The organism is Ancylomarina sp. 16SWW S1-10-2 (assembly GCF_009669305.1).
Taxonomy (GTDB): domain Bacteria; phylum Bacteroidota; class Bacteroidia; order Bacteroidales; family Marinifilaceae; genus Ancylomarina.
Genome location: NZ_SADB01000005.1, coordinates 53,188 through 71,772, shown reverse-complemented (window position 1 = coordinate 71,772; position 18,585 = coordinate 53,188). Strand labels below are relative to the sequence as shown.

Here is an 18,585-nt window from a genome sequence, read left to right as displayed (position 1 = left end):
TTTTTAGTATCAGATATTATTCAAAGGATAATGTTTTGCCATATTCTTGATACAATCTTCCACACTTATAAATTCAAAGTTTAATGTATCCTTAATTTTCTGACTAGAAAAGTATGTGCAATTATGAGAAGATCTAGCAGTTGAACGTGTGAAACTAGATTCTTTAAAAAGGAATATTGTTTTGAGGTAAGCCAATCGCCAAGCTATTTCTGTTAATCGTGGAGAAGCATATTTGTATGGTTCAGGTAAATTTAAGGCTCTAGCTATACTTTTGAAGATGAATTCGTAACTACAGTTTTCAGAATTAAGAAGAAAACGGTCGTTTTTAATATCGGAGTCCATCAGCTGAATCATTGCCTTGCTTACATCTCTCACATCAACATAACCTGTAATTCCACGGGTGAAATATTTTACACCCTTAGCCACAGTCGTTAATAGAAGAGATGATCCTTTATGCCAATGACCAGGTCCCAGAATAATAGATGGATTCACAATTACAGCATCAAGACCTTCTTCTATGCCTCGCCAAACTTCGAGCTCCGAATTAAATTTACTTTTAGAATAATCTGATCGTTTATCTTCAGGACTCCAAGGTGTTGTTTCTGTAACGGTATCTCCAGGGTCTTCAGAAGAACCTAGAGCAGAAATGGAACTTATAAAACAGAATTTCTTAATCTTAGCATTAAGGCTAGCATCAACAATATTTCGAGTTCCCTCCACATTGATATTCTTCATGCGTTTTTTGTCCGCTTTCTTAAAAGAAACGAGACCTGCACAATGGAAGACATTCGAAATCCCTTTAAGGGCTTCATCCAAAGAATCAGGATCAAGCATATCACCATTTACCCATTCAATTTTATCAAAGAGTTCATCTGCCGAATCGGAATAGTATGCAAAGCAATCACGTATATCCTGCAAAGAGCTGTTTTCTCTTTTTAAAGCACGAACTGGAACGCCTTTTTTAACTAAATCGAAAAGTAAATGTGAACCGACCAAGCCGGTACCTCCTGTAACTAGAATCATAGTGGTTAAATTGCAAGATGTTTGAAGAAATGTGAGCCCTATTCTTTATTTATAGGGCTTCAATCTACAAAAAGCTATTATTGTTGCCAAACCAATTTAATGTTTTGTGTCATATTTGCATTAACACTCAAGGGTACAGGACTTGTTCCAGCTACTGATTCAATAATTTTCTTTTCTTCATCAGTATATGGCTTGTTTGGGAATACAAATTCAGCAACTATTTCGGAAACACGACGAGGATCGGCAGCCATTATTTTTGTGATGTTTAGCTCTGTACCAACAATATCAATATTATTATCACGAGCCACTATTCCCATAATGGTCATAATACACGATCCAAATGAAGTTGCCATTAAATCGGTAGGTGAAAATGCTTCACCTTTACCTTGGTTATCAATAGGCGCATCGGTATATATTTTATTTCCTGATTGTAAGTGAATGTTTTCAGTTCTTAAATCGCCTAAGTAGGTTGTTTTTACTGTTGTCATAATATTAAAATTAATCGTTATTGTTTGTTATAAGTTGTTTACAAAGATATAAAAACCTCTTAGAGCTCAGTATAGCAAGAGATAAATCATCATAGTTTAGAATATTTTTGTTGCCAATTGTATTTTTTTTGTGAAAATAAATTGATCTGTTGTCACCACTTTTTAAAGTCTTCTTGTTATAGTTGTATTAATCAACAAATAAAATATTATTAATCTTTTAAACTATCTAGATTCATGCAACAAATGCAACTTAGTTGATGTTACATAGAAAAAGACTTTAAAATTGAATTTCTAAAATTATAGCATTTGTTCTACTAATCGCTAAAATATTTGGATTTTCAGATAAGAAGAAACAATCTGATGAGAATATGTAATAATCTAATTTAATAAATATATGATCATGAATAAACTAAAAGAAAACATCTTGTTTGTCATTGTTGTGTTTACAATTATGACTGTTTTTATGAAAATTAGCTATTATTTTTTGTTTGAAGATGAAAAATCGTGGACATTCGTTTTGATTCAAGGTGGGATAGCTACTCTACTTTTGTTTATTTTAAAACTGTTTAAGGTTTCAAATAAAAAAAAACAATTAAATGATATTAATTTAATATCTCTATTTTGGAAGAATATTGGAGTGAGTAAATTGAGGGAAAATATTCTATTTACATTAATAGTCTTCATTTGTTTTATTGCAACATATAAAGTATTAGATTTAATTCTAGAGCAGGATAAAGAATGGCCTGAAATTATACAAACCACCCTATTTATGGTAGTTATTTTTCTTATCGCTAAATTGTTTGGTTTACTAGATAAGAAAAAAAAATCTGCGGATTGAATTCCGAATAATATAGATTAACATTCAGTTAAATGATATCCTAAGCAAGAATTGTTTGGGGTATTTTGCATCTATCAATGTTCAAATAGGAAGTTAAACTGTTTATCTTATTTCGAATTATAAGTTATTTTCCTTTTGAGCTTAATATTTGTTTATTTCAAAGCTAATTAGTGCACTCATATTCCTTTGATTAAGTGTCTTGTATCGTTATCATGTCTTGTATTTTTTCTATATTTGTGAACTTTTGAGTAGAAGAATTGTATTCTAATTGATAACCATCTAGTTTACGCCACAATTTTTGATTGGTGTAATTTGAATTGTTTCAGTTGTTTACACCCTTTTAAAGTCCGTTGGTTAACGGTATAAATTGTCAAGTATCAAAACAAAAATATGAGCACAAAATTTCCAGATTACAAGAATTTAGATCTTTCACAGATTAATAAAGATATCTTAAAAGAATGGGAAGAAAACAAAACTTTCGATAAGAGTTTAGAGACTCGTGAAGGAAATCCATCTTTCGTATTCTATGAGGGACCCCCATCAGCAAATGGTATGCCTGGTATTCACCACGTAATGGCCCGTACGCTTAAAGATATTGTATGTCGTTATAAGACGCTTAAGGGTTTCAAAGTAGACCGTAAAGCAGGTTGGGATACACACGGACTTCCAGTTGAGTTGGGTGTTGAGAAGGAATTAGGTATTACTAAAGAGGATATTGGTAAGAAAATTTCTGTTGACGATTATAACAACGCTTGTAGAACTAACGTGATGAAATATACACGTGAGTGGGAAGATTTGACTTCTAAAATGGGATATTGGGTAAATATGGATGAGCCATATATTACTTACGATAACCGTTATATTGAGTCTTTGTGGTGGTTGCTTAAGCAATTATTCGAAAAAGGATTCTTGTATAAAGGTTATACAATTCAGCCATTTTCTCCTGCAGCAGGAACAGGATTATCAACTCACGAGTTGAATCAACCAGGTTGCTATAAGGATGTTAAAGATACAACGGCTGTTGGTCTATTTAAAATTGAGAAAAACGAGAAAAGTAACTTCCTTTTCGAGGGAATCGACTGTGATGCTTATTTCATGGCTTGGACAACAACGCCTTGGACTTTGCCATCGAATACAGCTTTAGCTGTTGGAGGAAAGATCAAATATGTACGTGTTCGTACTTTTAACCCATACACAGGTAAAGATTGTGTTGTGGTTCTTGCTAAACCTCTTTTTAATAATTTCTTCGATGCAAAACTTGAAGATTTAGAATTAAGCGACTATAAACTTGGAGACAAGAAAATACCATATAAGTTACTTTCAGAATGTGTAGGTACTGATCTTGAAGGTGTAAAATACGAGCAGTTAATGCCTTGGGTGAAACCTGAAGGTGATGCTTTCCGTGTAATTTTAGCCGATTTTGTTACCATTGAAGATGGTACAGGTATCGTTCATATTGCTCCTACTTTTGGTGCTGATGATGATAGGGTAGCGAAGACTGCTGGCATTTCGCCACTTATTTTCCGCGATAAGGAAGGTAAAATGCAACCAATGGTTGACCGTACTGGTAAGTTCTTTAAAATTGAAGACCTTGATGAAGAATTCGTAAAGAACAATGTAAATGTTGAACTTTATGCTCCATATGCAGGTCGTTTCGTGAAGAATGCTTTTGATAGCAACTTAACTGATAAGGATGCGACTTTGGATGTTGATATTGCTGTTGAATTGAAAAAAGCAAGTCAGGCATTTAAGGTAGAGAAGCATGTTCACAACTACCCACATTGTTGGAGAACTGATAAGCCTATTTTATATTATCCTTTGGATTCATGGTTTATCGAAACAACCAAAGTTCGCGATCGTATGATCGAACTCAACAAAACAATTAACTGGAAACCAAAATCAACTGGTGAAGGTCGTTTTGGAAAATGGTTGGAAAACTTACAAGACTGGAACCTTTCTCGTTCTCGTTACTGGGGAACGCCACTACCTATATGGGTAAGCGAAGATCGTAAAGAAATGAAATGTATTGGTTCTGTACCTGAGCTTAAGGGCGAGATTGTTAAGTCAATCGAAAAAGGATACATGAGCGAAAACATGCTTGAGAAATATGTAGAAGGTGATAACTCGAAAGAGAATTACGAGAAGTTTGATCTTCACCGTCCGTATGTTGACGATATCGTATTGGTAAGTGAAACGGGACAAAAATTATTCCGTGAACTTGACCTTATCGATGTGTGGTTCGATTCTGGAGCAATGCCATATGCACAGCAACATTATCCATTTGAGAACAAAGAGGATTTCGATAAAAAATTCCCTGCTCAGTTTATTGCTGAGGGTGTAGACCAAACTCGTGGATGGTTCTTTACACTACATGCCATTGCAACCATGTGTTTCGATAGTGTTGCTTTCGAGAATATTATTTCCAATGGTTTAGTACTAGATGCTAAAGGCAATAAAATGTCTAAGCGTCTTGGTAATGCTGCTGATCCTTTTGAAACGATAGAAAAATTTGGTTCTGACCCATTACGTTGGTATATGATTACCAATGCTCAGCCATGGGATAACTTGAAATTTGATTTAAGCGGTATTGAAGAAGTTCGTCGTAAATTCTTTGGAACACTTTATAATACGTATAGTTTCTTCCAATTGTATGCTAATGTTGATGGATTTACATATTCAGAAGCTGATGTGCCAATGGAGCAACGTCCTGAAATTGATTGTTGGATTCTTTCTCTTCTTAACTCATTGGTAAAAGAAGTTGAAGCATGTTACGAGTCTTACGAGCCAACTCGCGCTGGTCGTGCTATTCAGGATTTTGTAAACGAAAATCTATCTAACTGGTATGTTCGTTTATGTCGTAAGAGATATTGGGGTGGAGAGTACGATACAGATAAGATTTCGGCTTATCAAACACTTTATAAGTGTCTTGAGACGATTTCTATTCTTGGATCTCCAATTGCACCATTCTTTATGGATCGTCTATTCTTAGACTTGAATTCAGTGACTAAGCATTATACTGAGAATTCGGTACACCTAATTGATTTTCCTGTAGTAGACGAGTCTATTATTGATAAAGCGCTTGAGGAAAGACAAGATATGGCTCAGAAGATTTCTTCTATGGTATTAGGACTTCGTCGTAAGGTGAAAATCCGTGTACGTCAGCCATTAAGTAAAATTATGATTCCAATTCTAGACGAAACTATAATTCCTCAGTTGGAAGCTGTTAAAGGCATCATTCTTTCTGAAATTAATGTGAAAGAAATGGAATTCATTACTGATACTTCAGGTGTATTAATCAAGAAGATTAAACCAAACTTTAAGACGCTTGGACCTAAGCATGGTAAAATCATGAAGCAAATTGCTGGTGTAATTGCTAAAATGACTCAAGAGGACATCGTTGTATTCGAGAAAGAATCTGAATTTACTATTGTTGTGAATGATCAGAATGTTGTTCTTACTCTTCAAGACGTTGAGATTATTTCAGAAGACATACCAGGATGGTTAGTTGCCAATGAAGGTAAGCTTACTGTTGCTCTTGATGTTAACGTAACTAAAGAATTACGTGAAGAAGGTATCGCTCGTGAATTTATCAATAGAATTCAAAATTTACGTAAGGATAGTGGTTTTGATGTTACTGATAAAATTGCCTTAGAAATTGCGATGCACGATGAGATAAATGCTGCTGTTTTAACTCACAAAGATTACATTGGAAGTCAAACGCTTGCTGAAACAGTAAGTTTGGTTGAAAAAATCGATGGAGAGGACGCGAAAGCTGTAGAAATAGAGGCTGGAATCGAAACTTATATTCGAATTAAAAAACTTAGTGTGTAATACTTTTTTTGTTATCTTTAGAATCAAATCTAAAATCTATGACTGAAAAAAAACGATATACCGATGAAGAGTTAGAGGAATTCAAAGTGTTAATTACTCAAAAACTTGCAAAAGCTAAAAAAGATTACGAAACCTTGAAAGCTGTTATTTCTAATAGCACTGGAAACGATACTGAAGATACTTCGCCAACTTTTAAAGTTTTGGAAGAGGGAGCTTCAACTTTATCGAAAGAAGAGGCTGGAAGATTGGCACAGCGTCAGTCTAAATTCATTGGTCATTTGGAATCTGCTTTAGTCCGAGTTAAAAATAAGAACTATGGTATCTGTCGTGAGACTGGAAATTTGATTTCTAAAGAAAGATTGCGCGCTGTTCCTCATGCTACGCTTAGCATTGATGCGAAGAACAAACAACTTTAAAATAAAAATAAAGCTTATAGAAAATGATTGGGAGATAAGTCTTCCAATCATTCTTGTTTATATTCGGGAACTCTTAGTTACTAAACAAAATTTCAATATAGTATTGGGAGTTAAATATATTTTTTGGCGATTTATTACGCTAAATTCTAATATTAAAACAATAGTATGTCCTTAATAAAAAAGTCTGCACTCCTTATTGTTGTATTTTTAATACTCGATCAGGTTTTAAAAGTTTGGATTAAAACTCACCTGATGCTTGGAGAAGATATTCCAATATTTGGTGATTGGTTCAAAATATACTTTATCGAGAATAATGGAATGGCATTCGGTATGGAGTTGGAAGGTAAGTGGGGAAAGATTTTACTCAGCCTTTTTCGAATTATTGCTATTTGTGGGATAGGTTGGTATCTAATAGATATTTGTAAAAAGAAAGCACCCAAAGGCTTGATTTTTTCTATTGCATTAATCTTTGCTGGAGCTATGGGTAATATTCTCGATTCAGCTTTTTACGGTATGGTTTTTAACGATAGTTATTATCAAGTGGCAAGTTTTTTACCTGATGGAGGCGTTTATTCATCATTCCTTCATGGTAAGGTTGTAGATATGCTCTATTTTCCTTTGATTGATGGTAATTTTCCATCTTGGGTTCCTGGTTGGGGAGGTGAACATTTTGTGTTTTTTCGACCTGTTTTTAACCTAGCTGATTCATATATTACAATTGGGGTAGCTTTTATATTACTTTTTCAGAGAAAGTATTTTGTAGACGAAACATCAAAAAAAACGAAAGAGTAATTTCTCTTTATTAGATATAAAAATAGCCTTGGAACTTCTTCCAAGGCTATTTTTGTATCTAGTTAATTCTGTTTATAGAGTCTCACAAGCAAAATCGATACGAGATAAAGTTTCTTCCTTACCCAATATATCAATAATATCGAATATGTGTGGGCCTTTACCAGCACCTACCATTGCCAAACGGAATGGGTTCATTACTTTACCAAATCCAATTTCTTTGGCTGTAATCCACTCTTTAACGATTTCTTCTGTGTTTGCTGATGAGAAATCTGATATATTGCTTAAAATACCTTTAAGCTCTTGCATTAACTCGGGAGCATCAGCTTTCCAAGCTTTCTTAGTTGTTTTTGCATCAAATTCCTTGGGTGTTTCAAAAAAGAAATTCACTTGATCCCATATTTCAGAGACAAAGTTAACACGCTCTTTAACCATTCCACAAATTCGACTTATTTTGTCTGCATCAGCTTCAATATCTTTTTTTACAAGAACTTCTCTGTTGAAAAGCTGGCCAATCTCTTCATCCGATTTAGTTTTTAGATATTGATGATTGAACCATTTTGTTTTTTCTGGATCGAATTTAGAACCTGATTTTCCAACTCTCTCTAATGAGAAAATTTCAGATAATTCTTCGATAGAAAAAATCTCTTGCTCAGTTCCAGGATTCCAACCTAAAAGGGCAAGCATGTTTATAAATGCTTCTGGGAAATAACCATCCTCACGGTATCCCGAAGAAATATCTTGAGTTTTAGGATCTGTCCATAGTAATGGGAAAACAGGGAATCCTAGTTTATCTCCATCACGTTTGCTAAGCTTACCTTTTCCTACAGGTTTAAGAATTAAAGGAAGGTGAGCAAATTTTGGCATTTGTGCTTCCCAGCCTAATTTTCTGTATAATAATACGTGAAGTGGCATCGATGGTAACCATTCTTCTCCACGAATGACGTGAGATATTTTCATCAAATAGTCATCTACAACATTTGCCAAATGGTAAGTAGGCATGCCATCTGATTTGAAAAGAACCTTATCGTCGAGTGCAGATGTGTTGAACACGACATGTTTTCTAATCTCATCATGAAGGTGTAATTCTTCGTTCACAGGCATTTTAAAACGAACAACATATGGTGTTCCTGCCTCAATTTTAGCTTGAACTTCATCAGCACTTAGAGCCAATGAATTATTTAAGGTTTCGCGAGTGTCAGAATTGTATGTAAAGGTTTTCTTTTCAGCCTCATATTTATGACGCATAGCATCCAACTCTTCTGCTGTATCGAAAGCATAATAAGCATCTCCAGAGGCAACTAATTTCTCAGCATATTCGCGATACATTGGTTTTCTTTCCGATTGTCGGTAAGGACCATATTCTCCACCTACTGTTACGCCTTCATCAATCTTAATACCACACCAATTTAGGGCTTCAGCAATGTAATCTTCAGCACCTGGCACATAGCGTGTCTGGTCTGTATCTTCTATACGCAATAGGAATTTTCCACCGTTTTTGCGGGCAAATAAATAATTGAAAAGCGCTGTTCTCACACCTCCCATATGTAATGGTCCTGTTGGACTAGGGGCAAATCGAACTCTGACTTTATTATCGCTCATGATTTTATCCTTAAGTATTTTAATTCCTGAATTTCAGGGATAATAATTTATATTTCGACAAAGATAATAATTATTGTTTCATCTGTCTTTGCTTTTCCTATACTAGGAGCTTTTGTTTAAAGAAATTTATGAGATCGTATTTTATGGAAATAAAAAAGAGTCTCCAACTATGGAAACTCTTTAAAATATTTTAATCGAGATGTGTTTTATTTTTGTAGAACCCAACAAGATGCATTGGGGTTTTTCTGTAATACTTTTTTACGGAAACGATCAGCTTCTTGTTTTGAGTTAAACTTGTTTAAAGCAACTGCAAATAGATTTTTATTCTTAATAATTTTAGCCGGATATGAATTGGCCTCAATGACTGTTTTTAGAATTTGAGCATTTTCGATATTTGCAAAGCTTCCAGCTATGAGGTAATATTTTCCTTTTATTGTTTTATCTTTAATTTCAGCCTTAGGTTTAGCATAGATAATTCTAGGTTCAAAGCTTACCAATTCGTTTGCAGGTGAAATTTTATTATTAAGTTTTGCCGATTTCGTTTTTAGAACATCAGGAGTATTCTCCATCATACTAAATGAAGCTTTAGACTGATGTTGATGATTATTAAGGTTCACAGGAATTAGAGCTAATCCTAAAAGGAAAGGAATAGTAACTGCTGCATAAAGTTTATGCTTAAGCGTAAAGCGATTCCAAAAATTTTCCTTAATAATTAAAGATCGAATTTGTGTCGTGTCAGGAATGATTAGATCTGGTAGCTCAAAACTTTCCATGCCAAAAAGGTCGGCTAGAAAATTGATGTTTTTAGCAGGTTCAAATTGTAATTTATGACGTTTGTTGTAAAACAAATCGCCAAGTCCATCGAAAATAAATTTTTCTCTTCTGCGTAAGCGAACGGTAATATCTTCAATATAAAGCTCAACAGCTCTTTCTGCTTCAGTATAAGTTAATTTTTCTGACTCAGATAAACAGTTAATAAGCAAGCCATCGTTCTGTTTTAGGTTTCGGTTGAAACTAACAGCTTTTGATGGAGGAAGCATTTCATTCGTTAGTGGATTTTCTTCAGCTGGAGTATAGTTAGCCACAAAGCCACCTAAACCAGGAAGAATCACACAGTCGTGAATGAATAATAAATCCTTAATATATCTTGATATTTCTAGCATATAAACAAAGATAAAAATTCTAGCTTCTAATTAAAATTGATTAGCAGCAGAAATATACTAAAAGCTTAGTAATCAAAAGTAAAAAAGTGAAAGTTTTTTTGATATTATTATGAACAAAAACAATAATGTCGCTTTTTTTATTTTTTAATGCCGATTCTGTAGTAAATGAAGAGTTATATAATCAAGTAGAAAGATGTTTATTTTTAGTGTATGCATGAATATTTGTATTGTTATGTTTAGTGTCTTTAATATATAGGGTTTAGTGTTTTAATTTTTTTTGAGTCAATTATCAGCTATTAAAGATTGAATAAAATGGGTTTCTGAAATGAAAATAATTATCAAATCTTAATCTAATTACGATATGTTTAAATTGATTTATTGTGAACTGTGATGCTTAGTAAGTATTTTTATTTACATCTTAAATTAGCTGTGATGTCATGTATATGGCTAGGTAAAACGTGTTATTCTTTTACGAATACTTAAAATATATTGATCAGGAATTGAAAAATTGAGATAAATGGGTTATTTTTATTGAGTTAATATTGTCAAAAGTCAAAAATACATTCTACTATGCTTAAAATTAGCTTTCGTTTGTCTTATTTCTTAATTTTGTTAGGTCTTTCAGTTGCTTCGCAAGCCTGTCAAAATAAACCTAAAGCTAGTTCTTCTGATTTGAAGCATGAGGTTATTGATTCTACACAAAGCTTTAAAAAGGTTAAGAGTATTTTCTATAATGTACCGTCTCCTGTTGAGGTAACTGGTATTATTCAAAAAATGAATTTACCTTATCATCCAGATCTGTTGAATCCGAGTTCGAATTCAGAAAACTACTTGACACAAGCTGATAAGGCTTTAAATATGGGAGTTTATGGCGCAGATTTAAGTTATATACGTATATACGAGCAATATCAAGATGCTGCTAAATTTTTGGTTGTTGTTAAAAAATTCACTCGTGAATTGGGTATTCCTGAAGAAGGCGAACGTAAAATTTCTAAACGCCTTGAGAAGAATCTTCAGAATCAAGATTCTTTATTGAGAATTATTACTGAAATGTTTACCGATTCCGATAGTTATCTAAAGGAAAATAAACGAGGAAGTACAGCTGCTCTGATTATTTTTGGTGGTTGGATTGAGACGCTTTATTTGGCAACCAATATTTTAAATCCTGAAGATCCTCAAAGCGATATGGTCAAGTTAATTGTTGAACAGCGCTATTCGGTGAAGAATTTATTAGCTCTTATGGAACAATTTTCCAATGAGAGAAGAGTTCAAGATTTATTACCTGATTTGAGGAAATTGGATGAGAAATTTAAGGAAATTGGACAGGAAAAATCGGGTAAAACCAAATTGATTTCTAAAAAAGGAAAAACAGTTATTGGAAATAAGGTGAAGCTTAAAGTGCCTCCTTATATATTGAAAGATGTGAAGACTATTAATGATCGAATTCGAACATTAATTACTGAAATGTAGAGTTGTTTAATAAGTCTTAATGATAAATAATAATCTTAAGGATGAGTAAAATTTACAGATATATCACTTTAATTATAGCATTATCTTGTATTTCAAGTTTTGCCTTTTCTCAGTGTAATGAGTTTACAAAGAAAAATTGTATCCCCTTATTGAGCCCTTATACTTTTAATGGACAATTAAATAATACCGTTTTGTCTGAAGGGGAAACGGCTGAGTTACAGTTAACGTTTTATGCAGATCAGGAATATAGAGTTTTGGTTGAAGGAGAAAATCAACTTGGAAAATTAAGATTCCAACTTTTAGATGTTGAGTATAATATATTGTATGATAATAAAGATGAGGAGTTTACAAAATCTTGGGATTTTTCGGTAGAAAGTACCGATGAGTTTATTATTCGAGTTATTGTAGATCAAAATCAAAATCCCGAAGATACTGAAAGTGGATGCGTTTCCATGTTAGTTGGTTTTCGTGCTTTTGGTTCACGTACACTCTTTAAATAGGAATACTATAAATCATATTTTTTTAAAAGATACATTAATCCACCTGGTAAGGTGGATTTTTTATTTAAATGAGTTCGAGAGAATAAGAAAAGACTACTTTTGTATATGATTTTAATAAAACAAGTTGCCATATTTTTAGGACTTTGGCTATTGGGTGAGTTGATTTCTTTTTATACACATCTACCACTTTCTGGGAGTATTATAGGAATGCTTCTACTTGTTGTAGCTTTGGAGTTTAAGCTGATTAAAACGAGGGATGTTAAAGAAGTTGCTGATTTTTTGTTGAATAATATGGCTTTGTTTTTTATTCCTGCAGGAGTTGGTTTAATGTGTCATTACCATGTCTTAAGTCAAGAATGGTTGCCTATCTCTATTGCCATTGTTGTGAGTGCTTTATTGGTCATGACAGTAGTTGGTTTAATCATGAAAAAAAGATCCTAATGAAAGAACTTATCAATTCACCTTTGGTTCATGTGTGCCTAACTTTGATCGTGTTTATTCTCTCGAAAAAATTACAGAAGAGGTACAAATCACCGCTCTTAAATCCAATTTTAATTACAGTTTCAGTTGTTATTCTATTTTTACTCTTTACAGATACGTCTTATGCAGATTACGAGCGAAATACTCAGGTTATAAGTTTCTGGTTAGCACCGTCAGTAGTTGCATTGGGTTATGCTTTGTATAGTTTCTTAGAAGAAATAAAAGCAGACTTTAGGAAGATTGTTTTATCCATGTTAGCTGGTAGTTTAACAGGAATTATCTCAGTATTTATGACGGCTTATTTATTTGGAGCTTCAAAAGTTACAATGATATCTCTTGCTCCAAAATCAGTTACGATGCCCATAGCAATTGAAGTGTCGAAGGAAATGGGAGGTATTCCATCCTTAACGGTTGCTTTTGTAATTATTGTTGGCGTACTGGGAGCCATATTCGGACAAACATACTTGAGTTTGATAGGTGTGAATGATCCCAAATCTGTAGGATTAAGCTTGGGAGCAACTTCACATGCTTTAGGTGCAGCTAGTATTAGTGAAAGAGGTCCTGATTTTAGTGCTTTTGGTGGATTGGGAATGGCCTTGAATGGTGTTGTTACGGCTATTTTTGCACCTTGGGTAATTAAATTTCTTCTTCTGCTTTTATACTAGTTCCTTGTAGTTAGCAGATGTAAAAATATCCTACCTCAATACTTAAGAGATAGGACATTTATGTTATTTTAGCTTCTATTTCTTATTTTAAAATAAAGCTTGAGTTTCCGATATGAACACCTTCTGAGAATAAATCTAATGTGTATTCTCCCTTAATTAGGCTATCGTCATTATCCCAAAAAATAGATACTTCAAGTTCATTACCTTCAAATTCAATATCACGTTTGGCAGAAAATGCCATTTGTGTGTTTTCGTATTCGAATAATAAACCTTCGGAATTACTTAGAATGACTTCATCAGGACGAGCAATTCTAATGTAGATTGTTTTTAGTCCTGGAGTAATCGTTATATTTTTTCTGAGTTTGAAACTTGTTTTAAGTTTGACTGTTTTTGATAGTTTTTTTACGGTTCTACCTTTTTTGTTTATTGGTGAACATTCAATGTCTGTAGCCTCTAGAGCTGATGCTTTAGATATGAGTTCCTTCATATTTTTAGTTGTGCTCTCCAATTTGTCATTACGCTCTTTTACCCAAGAAATTTGTTTCTTAACGCGAATATTTTCAGCATTTAACTCTTTATTCTTGCTGTTTAAAGAATCAATTTGAATCACATAACTACGTAGTACACCTTTAAGTGTTCCAACTTCTTTTTTGTATTTATTGATTTCGAAATATGAATTATTTCTGAAAACTCGCATTCTCTCTAATAATTCGTCAATTTTATCTTTCTCGGTAACAAGTAATTGGTTTAAAGTATCGTTACTTGTTTGTAGTGAATCGTAATTTTGAGATAAGCTTCTTAATTCAATTTCTAGATCAGCTTTTTCAATTTTTATTTCTGATATATACTGTCTATTTTCTCTATATGTTTTAAGAAAAAGGATAGATACGGTAAGTAGGATAACTCCCAATGAGATTAATACGATTTTGTAAATCTTGTCTTTCTTTTCGGTATTCAAATCTGTGCTCATTTAAATTACTTTTATCGTTTATGGTGACACCAAATTTAATGGATTTTACTGTTTAAACGAACAAGGATGCTTTAAATTGCAAAAAAATCGCCTAATCTTTCGATTAAGCGACTTAAGGAGCACTACTAAAACTCCCCACAATAGAAAATTGTTAGAATTTTCGTTCTTTTATGAGTTTGCCATTTTTGTCCCAAATTAGCCAAGTACCAATCTTTTCTCCCTCATTATATTCCATCTCGTATCTTTTTACGCCTTGTGCATCCCAAATATACCATTTACCATGTTTCTTGTTTCTCTTATAACGTGCTTCTGCAATTTTAGTAGATTCATCGTTCCAAGTAACCCAGGTACCATCCATTAAGCCTTTCATATAGGAGCGAACTTCTTTTTTGATTTCATTTTTGAAGAAGAGTGTGATTTTTCCATTACGCTTCCCTTCTAGCAAATTCATCTCAATTCTCTTATTCCCATTTTCGTAGAATTCGGTATAGGTTCCTGTATATAAATTACCATCAACACTATAATATAGTCCTTCAATTTCCTTTATCGATTGAGAGAATACCTGATTTGCCATCATGCATATTAGGAAACAAAGGATTAAGCTAAATCTTTTTTTCATCGGTAAAAATTAATCTTTTTTTAGAACCAAACGGATGACATTATTCTGTCCGTTTACATTAACATCTTTTAGCTTATTGTCACTATATGAGATATAGTTATATAAGATATTGTAGTTTCCAGGAACGATGTTGTTTATTTCAAAATTACCATCAAAATCGGTGTAAACAATTTCATTCGAACCTTCAAAATGAATGGCAACTCCAGTTAAAGCTTCTCCTGTTTCATTGTCTAAAACGATACCCGAAAGGTTAGTCGTATTTAATGAAGCTATCTCTGATGATTCTACATTTTTGTCACCATTAGGTGTTATTAAATTCTTTGCTTGAGAAGTTAATCCTAAAATAAGAAATGCTGTAAAAAGGAATACAATTTTTTTCATCATATTAAAATTTAATGTTTATATATCTATGCTTTTTTGATTGAGCATTGTTAATTAATAAAACAGGGTGTAATTATTTTGCTCTGTTTTACATGACCAAAAGTAAATGAATGCTTATCTAGATTGATTAAAATAAACTTACCAATGTGTTAAGTAATTATTAAGTGGTTAAAAATAGAGACTCATATTTATGGTCTGATTTTATAAAAGCCCTATTCATGCTTAATACAGACCTCTTTGAGTAAGTTTGATCAACGTGTTTGAACGATAAAAAACAAGAAATATCCATCTATCACATTGCAATGTCTAAATTGATAATTTTAGTGTCTTTACATTAATATGGTCTCTGTATTTGCCGCATTTGTTTGTGTTGAGAATGTTCGTAGCATTGGTTCTTCTCTTGTCGATTAACATGAAATTTAGCTTGGCTTAACAAATCACTTTCCCCTAACATGTATTTAATATGATCTTTCTGTTTTGATGATTTTCACTTAAGAATAATTTAACATGATTGTCGTCTTTCTTGTCTAAAATCGCATAGTGAACAAGAAATAGAAATACAAATAGATTTATTAAAGACGAAATGACAAAGCAAGTATTCATACTTATATTATTAAACTTATTCTTTCTGACTGCGATTGCTCAAACAACAAGCATAACCGGAAATGTGAAAGACGTTAAATTAGGAGAGACCTTAATAGGAGCTTCGGTTTATGTGGAAGGAACAACAATTGGAACAGTAACCGATTTTGATGGTAACTATATACTTAATAATGTACCTGTAGGAACAATTAATCTAGTATGTTCTTTTATCTCATATGAGAAAGTCGTTAAAGAAAATATCGAAACTAGTGAAGGTGATGTACTAGTTATCAATTTTGAAATGGGCGCTTCATCGGTTGAACTGAATGATGTAGTGGTGATTGCTAAGGCTAAGCGAGAATCAGCTTTAGTATTGTTAATGGACCAGAAGAAATCATCGGTGATGAAACAATCTATTGGTGCTCAGCAGTTAGCAATTCAAGGTATATCTGATGCTGCTTCGGCAGCCAGTAAAATTTCAGGTGTAAGTAAACAAGAAGGAAATAGAGGTTTAAGTGTTCGTGGCTTAGGTGATCGTTATAACTCAACAACTTTAAATGGTTTGCCCTTACCTTCGAATAACGCAGAGTTGAAAAATATTGATCTAGGTTTATTTACTACAGATATTATCGAGTTTATTGATGTAGAGAAGGTTTCTACTGCCTACTTAAATGGTGATTTTGCAGGAGCAAATATCAATGTTATCTCTAAAGTTCATTCGGGAGACAGTTTTTTAAAGATAGGCTTGAAATCGGGTTATAATTTAAGTTTAGCCGATGCTGATAAGTTTTATTTAGGCGATGGACCTGGAGTATTAGGCTTTGATGATTTTGATTATCCACAAGATTTAAGTGTTTACGATTTTGAAAGTACTTGGAATCCTGAAGAAAAGACCGTTTATCCTAAAATTGATATCTCTTTATCAGGAGGGAAAAGTTTTAAGTTCGAGAATTCTGATCTAAATGTTTTTGCTAGCCTTTCGTTCGAGAATGAATATGCCTATAGCGATTTATTACAACGAAAAGTTAATGGCAGTGATTATGTACGAACCGATTTAAAAGGTGAACAGTTTAATTATAATACTCAAACAACGGGTATGTTGAATCTTAATTACAATTGGGCTTCCAATAAGATTTTTTATAATTCAATATTATTAAATACATCTGAGCAATCACTTAAAAATTTGCGAGGAACTATTTTCGATTTGGCTGAGGTTGGTGCTTATGTGAGACGTTCAGAGTATGAGCGAAACACAGTTCTTGTTAATCAGCTTCTTGGAGAGCATATTCTTAAAAAGAATTTAGATTTAAATTGGGGTGTTGCTTATAATACGGTGAATAATATTGTACCAGACAGAAGACACAATACCTTAGAGGGAGAGGATGATTATGAAAAGGTTTTTGCTATTAATGATCAAGGAAATAACAATAGATATTTTCACGATTTAACAGAAGATGAGTTGGCGGTAAATCTGAATTTGGATTATAAATTTGGTAATGGTTTTGATGATGCTAACTATAAAGGGAAGATCACTTTTGGTTACCAAGGTAAGTTTAAGAATAGAGCCTTTGAATCGACTCAGTTTAATCATAAGATTAAAACAAATCAGTTAGTTGATGTTTTAGATGTGGATGCTTATTTTAATAATCAAAATTTACAGAATGATCTTTTTGACCTTCGAGTGCTTTCAAACAATTTTGTAACTCTTTCGACCTACGATGGAGAGCAAATAATAAATGCCGGTTTTGCAAGTTTAGAATACAATTTTAATTCTAAATTTTTAGCCCTAATCGGTTTTCGTGTAGAGAATGTCAATCAGAAAATAGAATATAAAACATCTTTGGGTGAAGGAGAAGAAGAGTTTACAGAACAGAAAGTCCTACCAAACTTATCTTTAAAATATGCCTTGAATGACAAGTCGAACTTAAGATTTGCAACAGGTATTACATACACACTTCCTCAGTTTAAAGAAACAGCATTATTCCTTTTCGAAGGCATAACAGACGTGACAATAGGTAACCCTTACCTAACACCTTCAACCAATTACAATGGTGAAATTAAATGGGAATTCTTCCCTAAACCAAGTGAACTTATTTCGGTAGCTGCTTTTGGTAAATATATCGTCGATCCCATAAACAAATTTGTAAGAGCTTCTGCAGGTAACGAATTTACTTACGCTAATACTGGCGATTGGGCTTACTTATATGGCTTAGAGTTCGAAATAAAAAAAGATTTATTTTCAGTCTCAACAGCAAAATCAACAAAGAAATTATCCTTAAGTGCCAATTTGACTTTAATGGAAACTAAGCAAGAATTAAATGCTGACAAAATTATTAACCAGACAGAAGGGCAATTCAATGCGAACTTTAATAAGGATGAGGAGGAATTGCAAGGAGCTGCACCAATGATTGCAAATGCTGATTTGACTTATAAATATTCTTGGAAGGAAGGAAAGAATTCAGTTACATCAACTTTTGTTTATGGATATGTATCAGATCGTTTGAATCTAATTGGATATTCAAGTTTAGGTAATCGAGTTGATAAGGCAGTACACACACTTGATTTTGTGTTGAAATCGAAAATTAAACAGTTGGGTTTAAGCTTTTCGGTTAAAAATATTCTTAATCAAGATATTGATAGAATACAAGAAAATGCTAGTCAGGATTGGCTAGTTAAATCCTATAAAAAAGGTACGAACCTGAGCATGGGTTTAAGTTATACGTTTTAACATAAATTATTTAAGAAAGTAAATATTATATCCATTTTAT

The 18,585-nt window shown here is 33.0% G+C and carries 16 protein-coding genes; 9 read left to right on the top strand and 7 right to left on the bottom strand.

The window, feature by feature from the left end:
• Positions 1 to 9 precede the first annotated feature (9 nt).
• Both EMN46_RS05365 and EMN46_RS05360 read right to left on the bottom strand, forming a co-directional pair.
• Entirely contained in the window at positions 10 to 1,023 is a 1,014-nt protein-coding gene (locus EMN46_RS05365) for an NAD-dependent epimerase/dehydratase family protein (protein WP_154199654.1), read from the bottom strand.
• 77 nt (positions 1,024 to 1,100) lie between these two features.
• The gene (locus EMN46_RS05360; protein WP_154199653.1) at positions 1,101 to 1,511 is read right to left on the bottom strand and encodes an OsmC family protein; all 411 of its coding nucleotides are present in this window, start codon (positions 1,509 to 1,511) and stop codon (positions 1,101 to 1,103) included.
• A gap of 400 nt (positions 1,512 to 1,911) precedes the next feature.
• On the opposite strand from EMN46_RS05360, the gene EMN46_RS05355 reads away from it, so the two are divergent.
• The 4 genes from EMN46_RS05355 (at position 1,912) to EMN46_RS05340 (ending at position 7,388) form a co-directional block, all read left to right on the top strand.
• The gene (locus EMN46_RS05355; protein WP_154199652.1) at positions 1,912 to 2,349 is read left to right on the top strand and encodes a hypothetical protein; all 438 of its coding nucleotides are present in this window, start codon (positions 1,912 to 1,914) and stop codon (positions 2,347 to 2,349) included.
• A 390-nt stretch (positions 2,350 to 2,739) separates the two neighbouring features.
• A complete protein-coding gene (gene ileS, locus EMN46_RS05350) occupies positions 2,740 to 6,180 on the top strand; it encodes an isoleucine--tRNA ligase (protein ID WP_154199651.1) in 3,441 nt (1,146 codons plus the stop codon).
• 38 nt (positions 6,181 to 6,218) lie between these two features.
• Positions 6,219 to 6,596 (top strand): TraR/DksA C4-type zinc finger protein, encoded by a 378-nt coding sequence (locus EMN46_RS05345; protein WP_154199650.1) that lies wholly within the window; start codon positions 6,219 to 6,221, stop codon positions 6,594 to 6,596.
• A gap of 165 nt (positions 6,597 to 6,761) precedes the next feature.
• Entirely contained in the window at positions 6,762 to 7,388 is a 627-nt protein-coding gene (locus EMN46_RS05340; protein WP_154199649.1) for a lipoprotein signal peptidase, read from the top strand.
• 72 nt (positions 7,389 to 7,460) lie between these two features.
• On the opposite strand, the gene gltX is transcribed toward EMN46_RS05340, so the two are convergent.
• Positions 7,461 to 8,987, bottom strand: a complete 1,527-nt coding sequence (gene gltX, locus EMN46_RS05335) for a glutamate--tRNA ligase (RefSeq protein WP_154199648.1) — start codon at positions 8,985 to 8,987, stop codon at positions 7,461 to 7,463.
• 206 nt (positions 8,988 to 9,193) lie between these two features.
• A complete protein-coding gene (locus EMN46_RS05330; RefSeq protein ID WP_154199647.1) occupies positions 9,194 to 10,150 on the bottom strand; it encodes an SPOR domain-containing protein in 957 nt (318 codons plus the stop codon).
• Between the two features lie 570 nt (positions 10,151 to 10,720).
• On the opposite strand from EMN46_RS05330, the gene EMN46_RS05325 reads away from it, so the two are divergent.
• The 4 genes from EMN46_RS05325 (at position 10,721) to EMN46_RS05310 (ending at position 13,265) form a co-directional block, all read left to right on the top strand.
• Positions 10,721 to 11,620 carry a hypothetical protein gene (locus EMN46_RS05325; RefSeq protein WP_154199646.1) on the top strand — a complete coding sequence of 300 codons (900 nt, stop codon included), beginning with the start codon at positions 10,721 to 10,723 and terminating at the stop codon, positions 11,618 to 11,620.
• A gap of 41 nt (positions 11,621 to 11,661) precedes the next feature.
• Complete coding sequence (locus tag EMN46_RS05320) at positions 11,662 to 12,120, top strand: hypothetical protein (protein ID WP_154199645.1); 459 nt, start codon at positions 11,662 to 11,664, stop codon at positions 12,118 to 12,120.
• Positions 12,121 to 12,225: 105 nt separating this feature from the next.
• Positions 12,226 to 12,561, top strand: a complete 336-nt coding sequence (locus tag EMN46_RS05315) for a CidA/LrgA family protein (protein WP_154199644.1) — start codon at positions 12,226 to 12,228, stop codon at positions 12,559 to 12,561.
• Complete coding sequence (locus EMN46_RS05310) at positions 12,561 to 13,265, top strand: LrgB family protein (protein WP_195715190.1); 705 nt, start codon at positions 12,561 to 12,563, stop codon at positions 13,263 to 13,265. The genes EMN46_RS05315 and EMN46_RS05310 overlap by 1 nt, the downstream gene beginning before the upstream one ends.
• 82 nt (positions 13,266 to 13,347) lie before the next feature.
• On the opposite strand, the gene EMN46_RS05305 is transcribed toward EMN46_RS05310, so the two are convergent.
• The 3 genes from EMN46_RS05305 to EMN46_RS05295 all read right to left on the bottom strand — a co-directional run bounded on the left by EMN46_RS05305 (position 13,348) and on the right by EMN46_RS05295 (position 15,235).
• A complete protein-coding gene (locus tag EMN46_RS05305) occupies positions 13,348 to 14,235 on the bottom strand; it encodes a hypothetical protein (protein WP_154199642.1) in 888 nt (295 codons plus the stop codon).
• 151 nt (positions 14,236 to 14,386) lie between these two features.
• Positions 14,387 to 14,854, bottom strand: coding sequence for a toxin-antitoxin system YwqK family antitoxin (locus tag EMN46_RS05300; protein WP_229130281.1), 468 nt, complete (start codon positions 14,852 to 14,854; stop codon positions 14,387 to 14,389).
• Positions 14,855 to 14,863: 9 nt separating this feature from the next.
• The gene (locus EMN46_RS05295) at positions 14,864 to 15,235 is read right to left on the bottom strand and encodes a carboxypeptidase-like regulatory domain-containing protein (RefSeq protein ID WP_195715189.1); all 372 of its coding nucleotides are present in this window, start codon (positions 15,233 to 15,235) and stop codon (positions 14,864 to 14,866) included.
• Between the two features lie 583 nt (positions 15,236 to 15,818).
• On the opposite strand from EMN46_RS05295, the gene EMN46_RS05290 reads away from it, so the two are divergent.
• Positions 15,819 to 18,545 (top strand): TonB-dependent receptor, encoded by a 2,727-nt coding sequence (locus tag EMN46_RS05290; protein WP_154199640.1) that lies wholly within the window; start codon positions 15,819 to 15,821, stop codon positions 18,543 to 18,545.
• Positions 18,546 to 18,585 lie beyond the last annotated feature (40 nt).

Coding starts and splice junctions, on each gene's coding strand:
- EMN46_RS05365 (WP_154199654.1), bottom strand. CDS start 1,023: ATGATTCTAGTTACAGGAGGTACCGGCTTGGTCGGTTCACATTTACTT.
- EMN46_RS05360 (WP_154199653.1), bottom strand. CDS start 1,511: ATGACAACAGTAAAAACAACCTACTTAGGCGATTTAAGAACTGAAAAC.
- EMN46_RS05355 (WP_154199652.1), top strand. CDS start 1,912: ATGAATAAACTAAAAGAAAACATCTTGTTTGTCATTGTTGTGTTTACA.
- ileS (WP_154199651.1), top strand. CDS start 2,740: ATGAGCACAAAATTTCCAGATTACAAGAATTTAGATCTTTCACAGATT.
- EMN46_RS05345 (WP_154199650.1), top strand. CDS start 6,219: ATGACTGAAAAAAAACGATATACCGATGAAGAGTTAGAGGAATTCAAA.
- EMN46_RS05340 (WP_154199649.1), top strand. CDS start 6,762: ATGTCCTTAATAAAAAAGTCTGCACTCCTTATTGTTGTATTTTTAATA.
- gltX (WP_154199648.1), bottom strand. CDS start 8,987: ATGAGCGATAATAAAGTCAGAGTTCGATTTGCCCCTAGTCCAACAGGA.
- EMN46_RS05330 (WP_154199647.1), bottom strand. CDS start 10,150: ATGCTAGAAATATCAAGATATATTAAGGATTTATTATTCATTCACGAC.
- EMN46_RS05325 (WP_154199646.1), top strand. CDS start 10,721: ATGCTTAAAATTAGCTTTCGTTTGTCTTATTTCTTAATTTTGTTAGGT.
- EMN46_RS05320 (WP_154199645.1), top strand. CDS start 11,662: ATGAGTAAAATTTACAGATATATCACTTTAATTATAGCATTATCTTGT.
- EMN46_RS05315 (WP_154199644.1), top strand. CDS start 12,226: ATGATTTTAATAAAACAAGTTGCCATATTTTTAGGACTTTGGCTATTG.
- EMN46_RS05310 (WP_195715190.1), top strand. CDS start 12,561: ATGAAAGAACTTATCAATTCACCTTTGGTTCATGTGTGCCTAACTTTG.
- EMN46_RS05305 (WP_154199642.1), bottom strand. CDS start 14,235: ATGAGCACAGATTTGAATACCGAAAAGAAAGACAAGATTTACAAAATC.
- EMN46_RS05300 (WP_229130281.1), bottom strand. CDS start 14,854: ATGAAAAAAAGATTTAGCTTAATCCTTTGTTTCCTAATATGCATGATG.
- EMN46_RS05295 (WP_195715189.1), bottom strand. CDS start 15,235: ATGAAAAAAATTGTATTCCTTTTTACAGCATTTCTTATTTTAGGATTA.
- EMN46_RS05290 (WP_154199640.1), top strand. CDS start 15,819: ATGACAAAGCAAGTATTCATACTTATATTATTAAACTTATTCTTTCTG.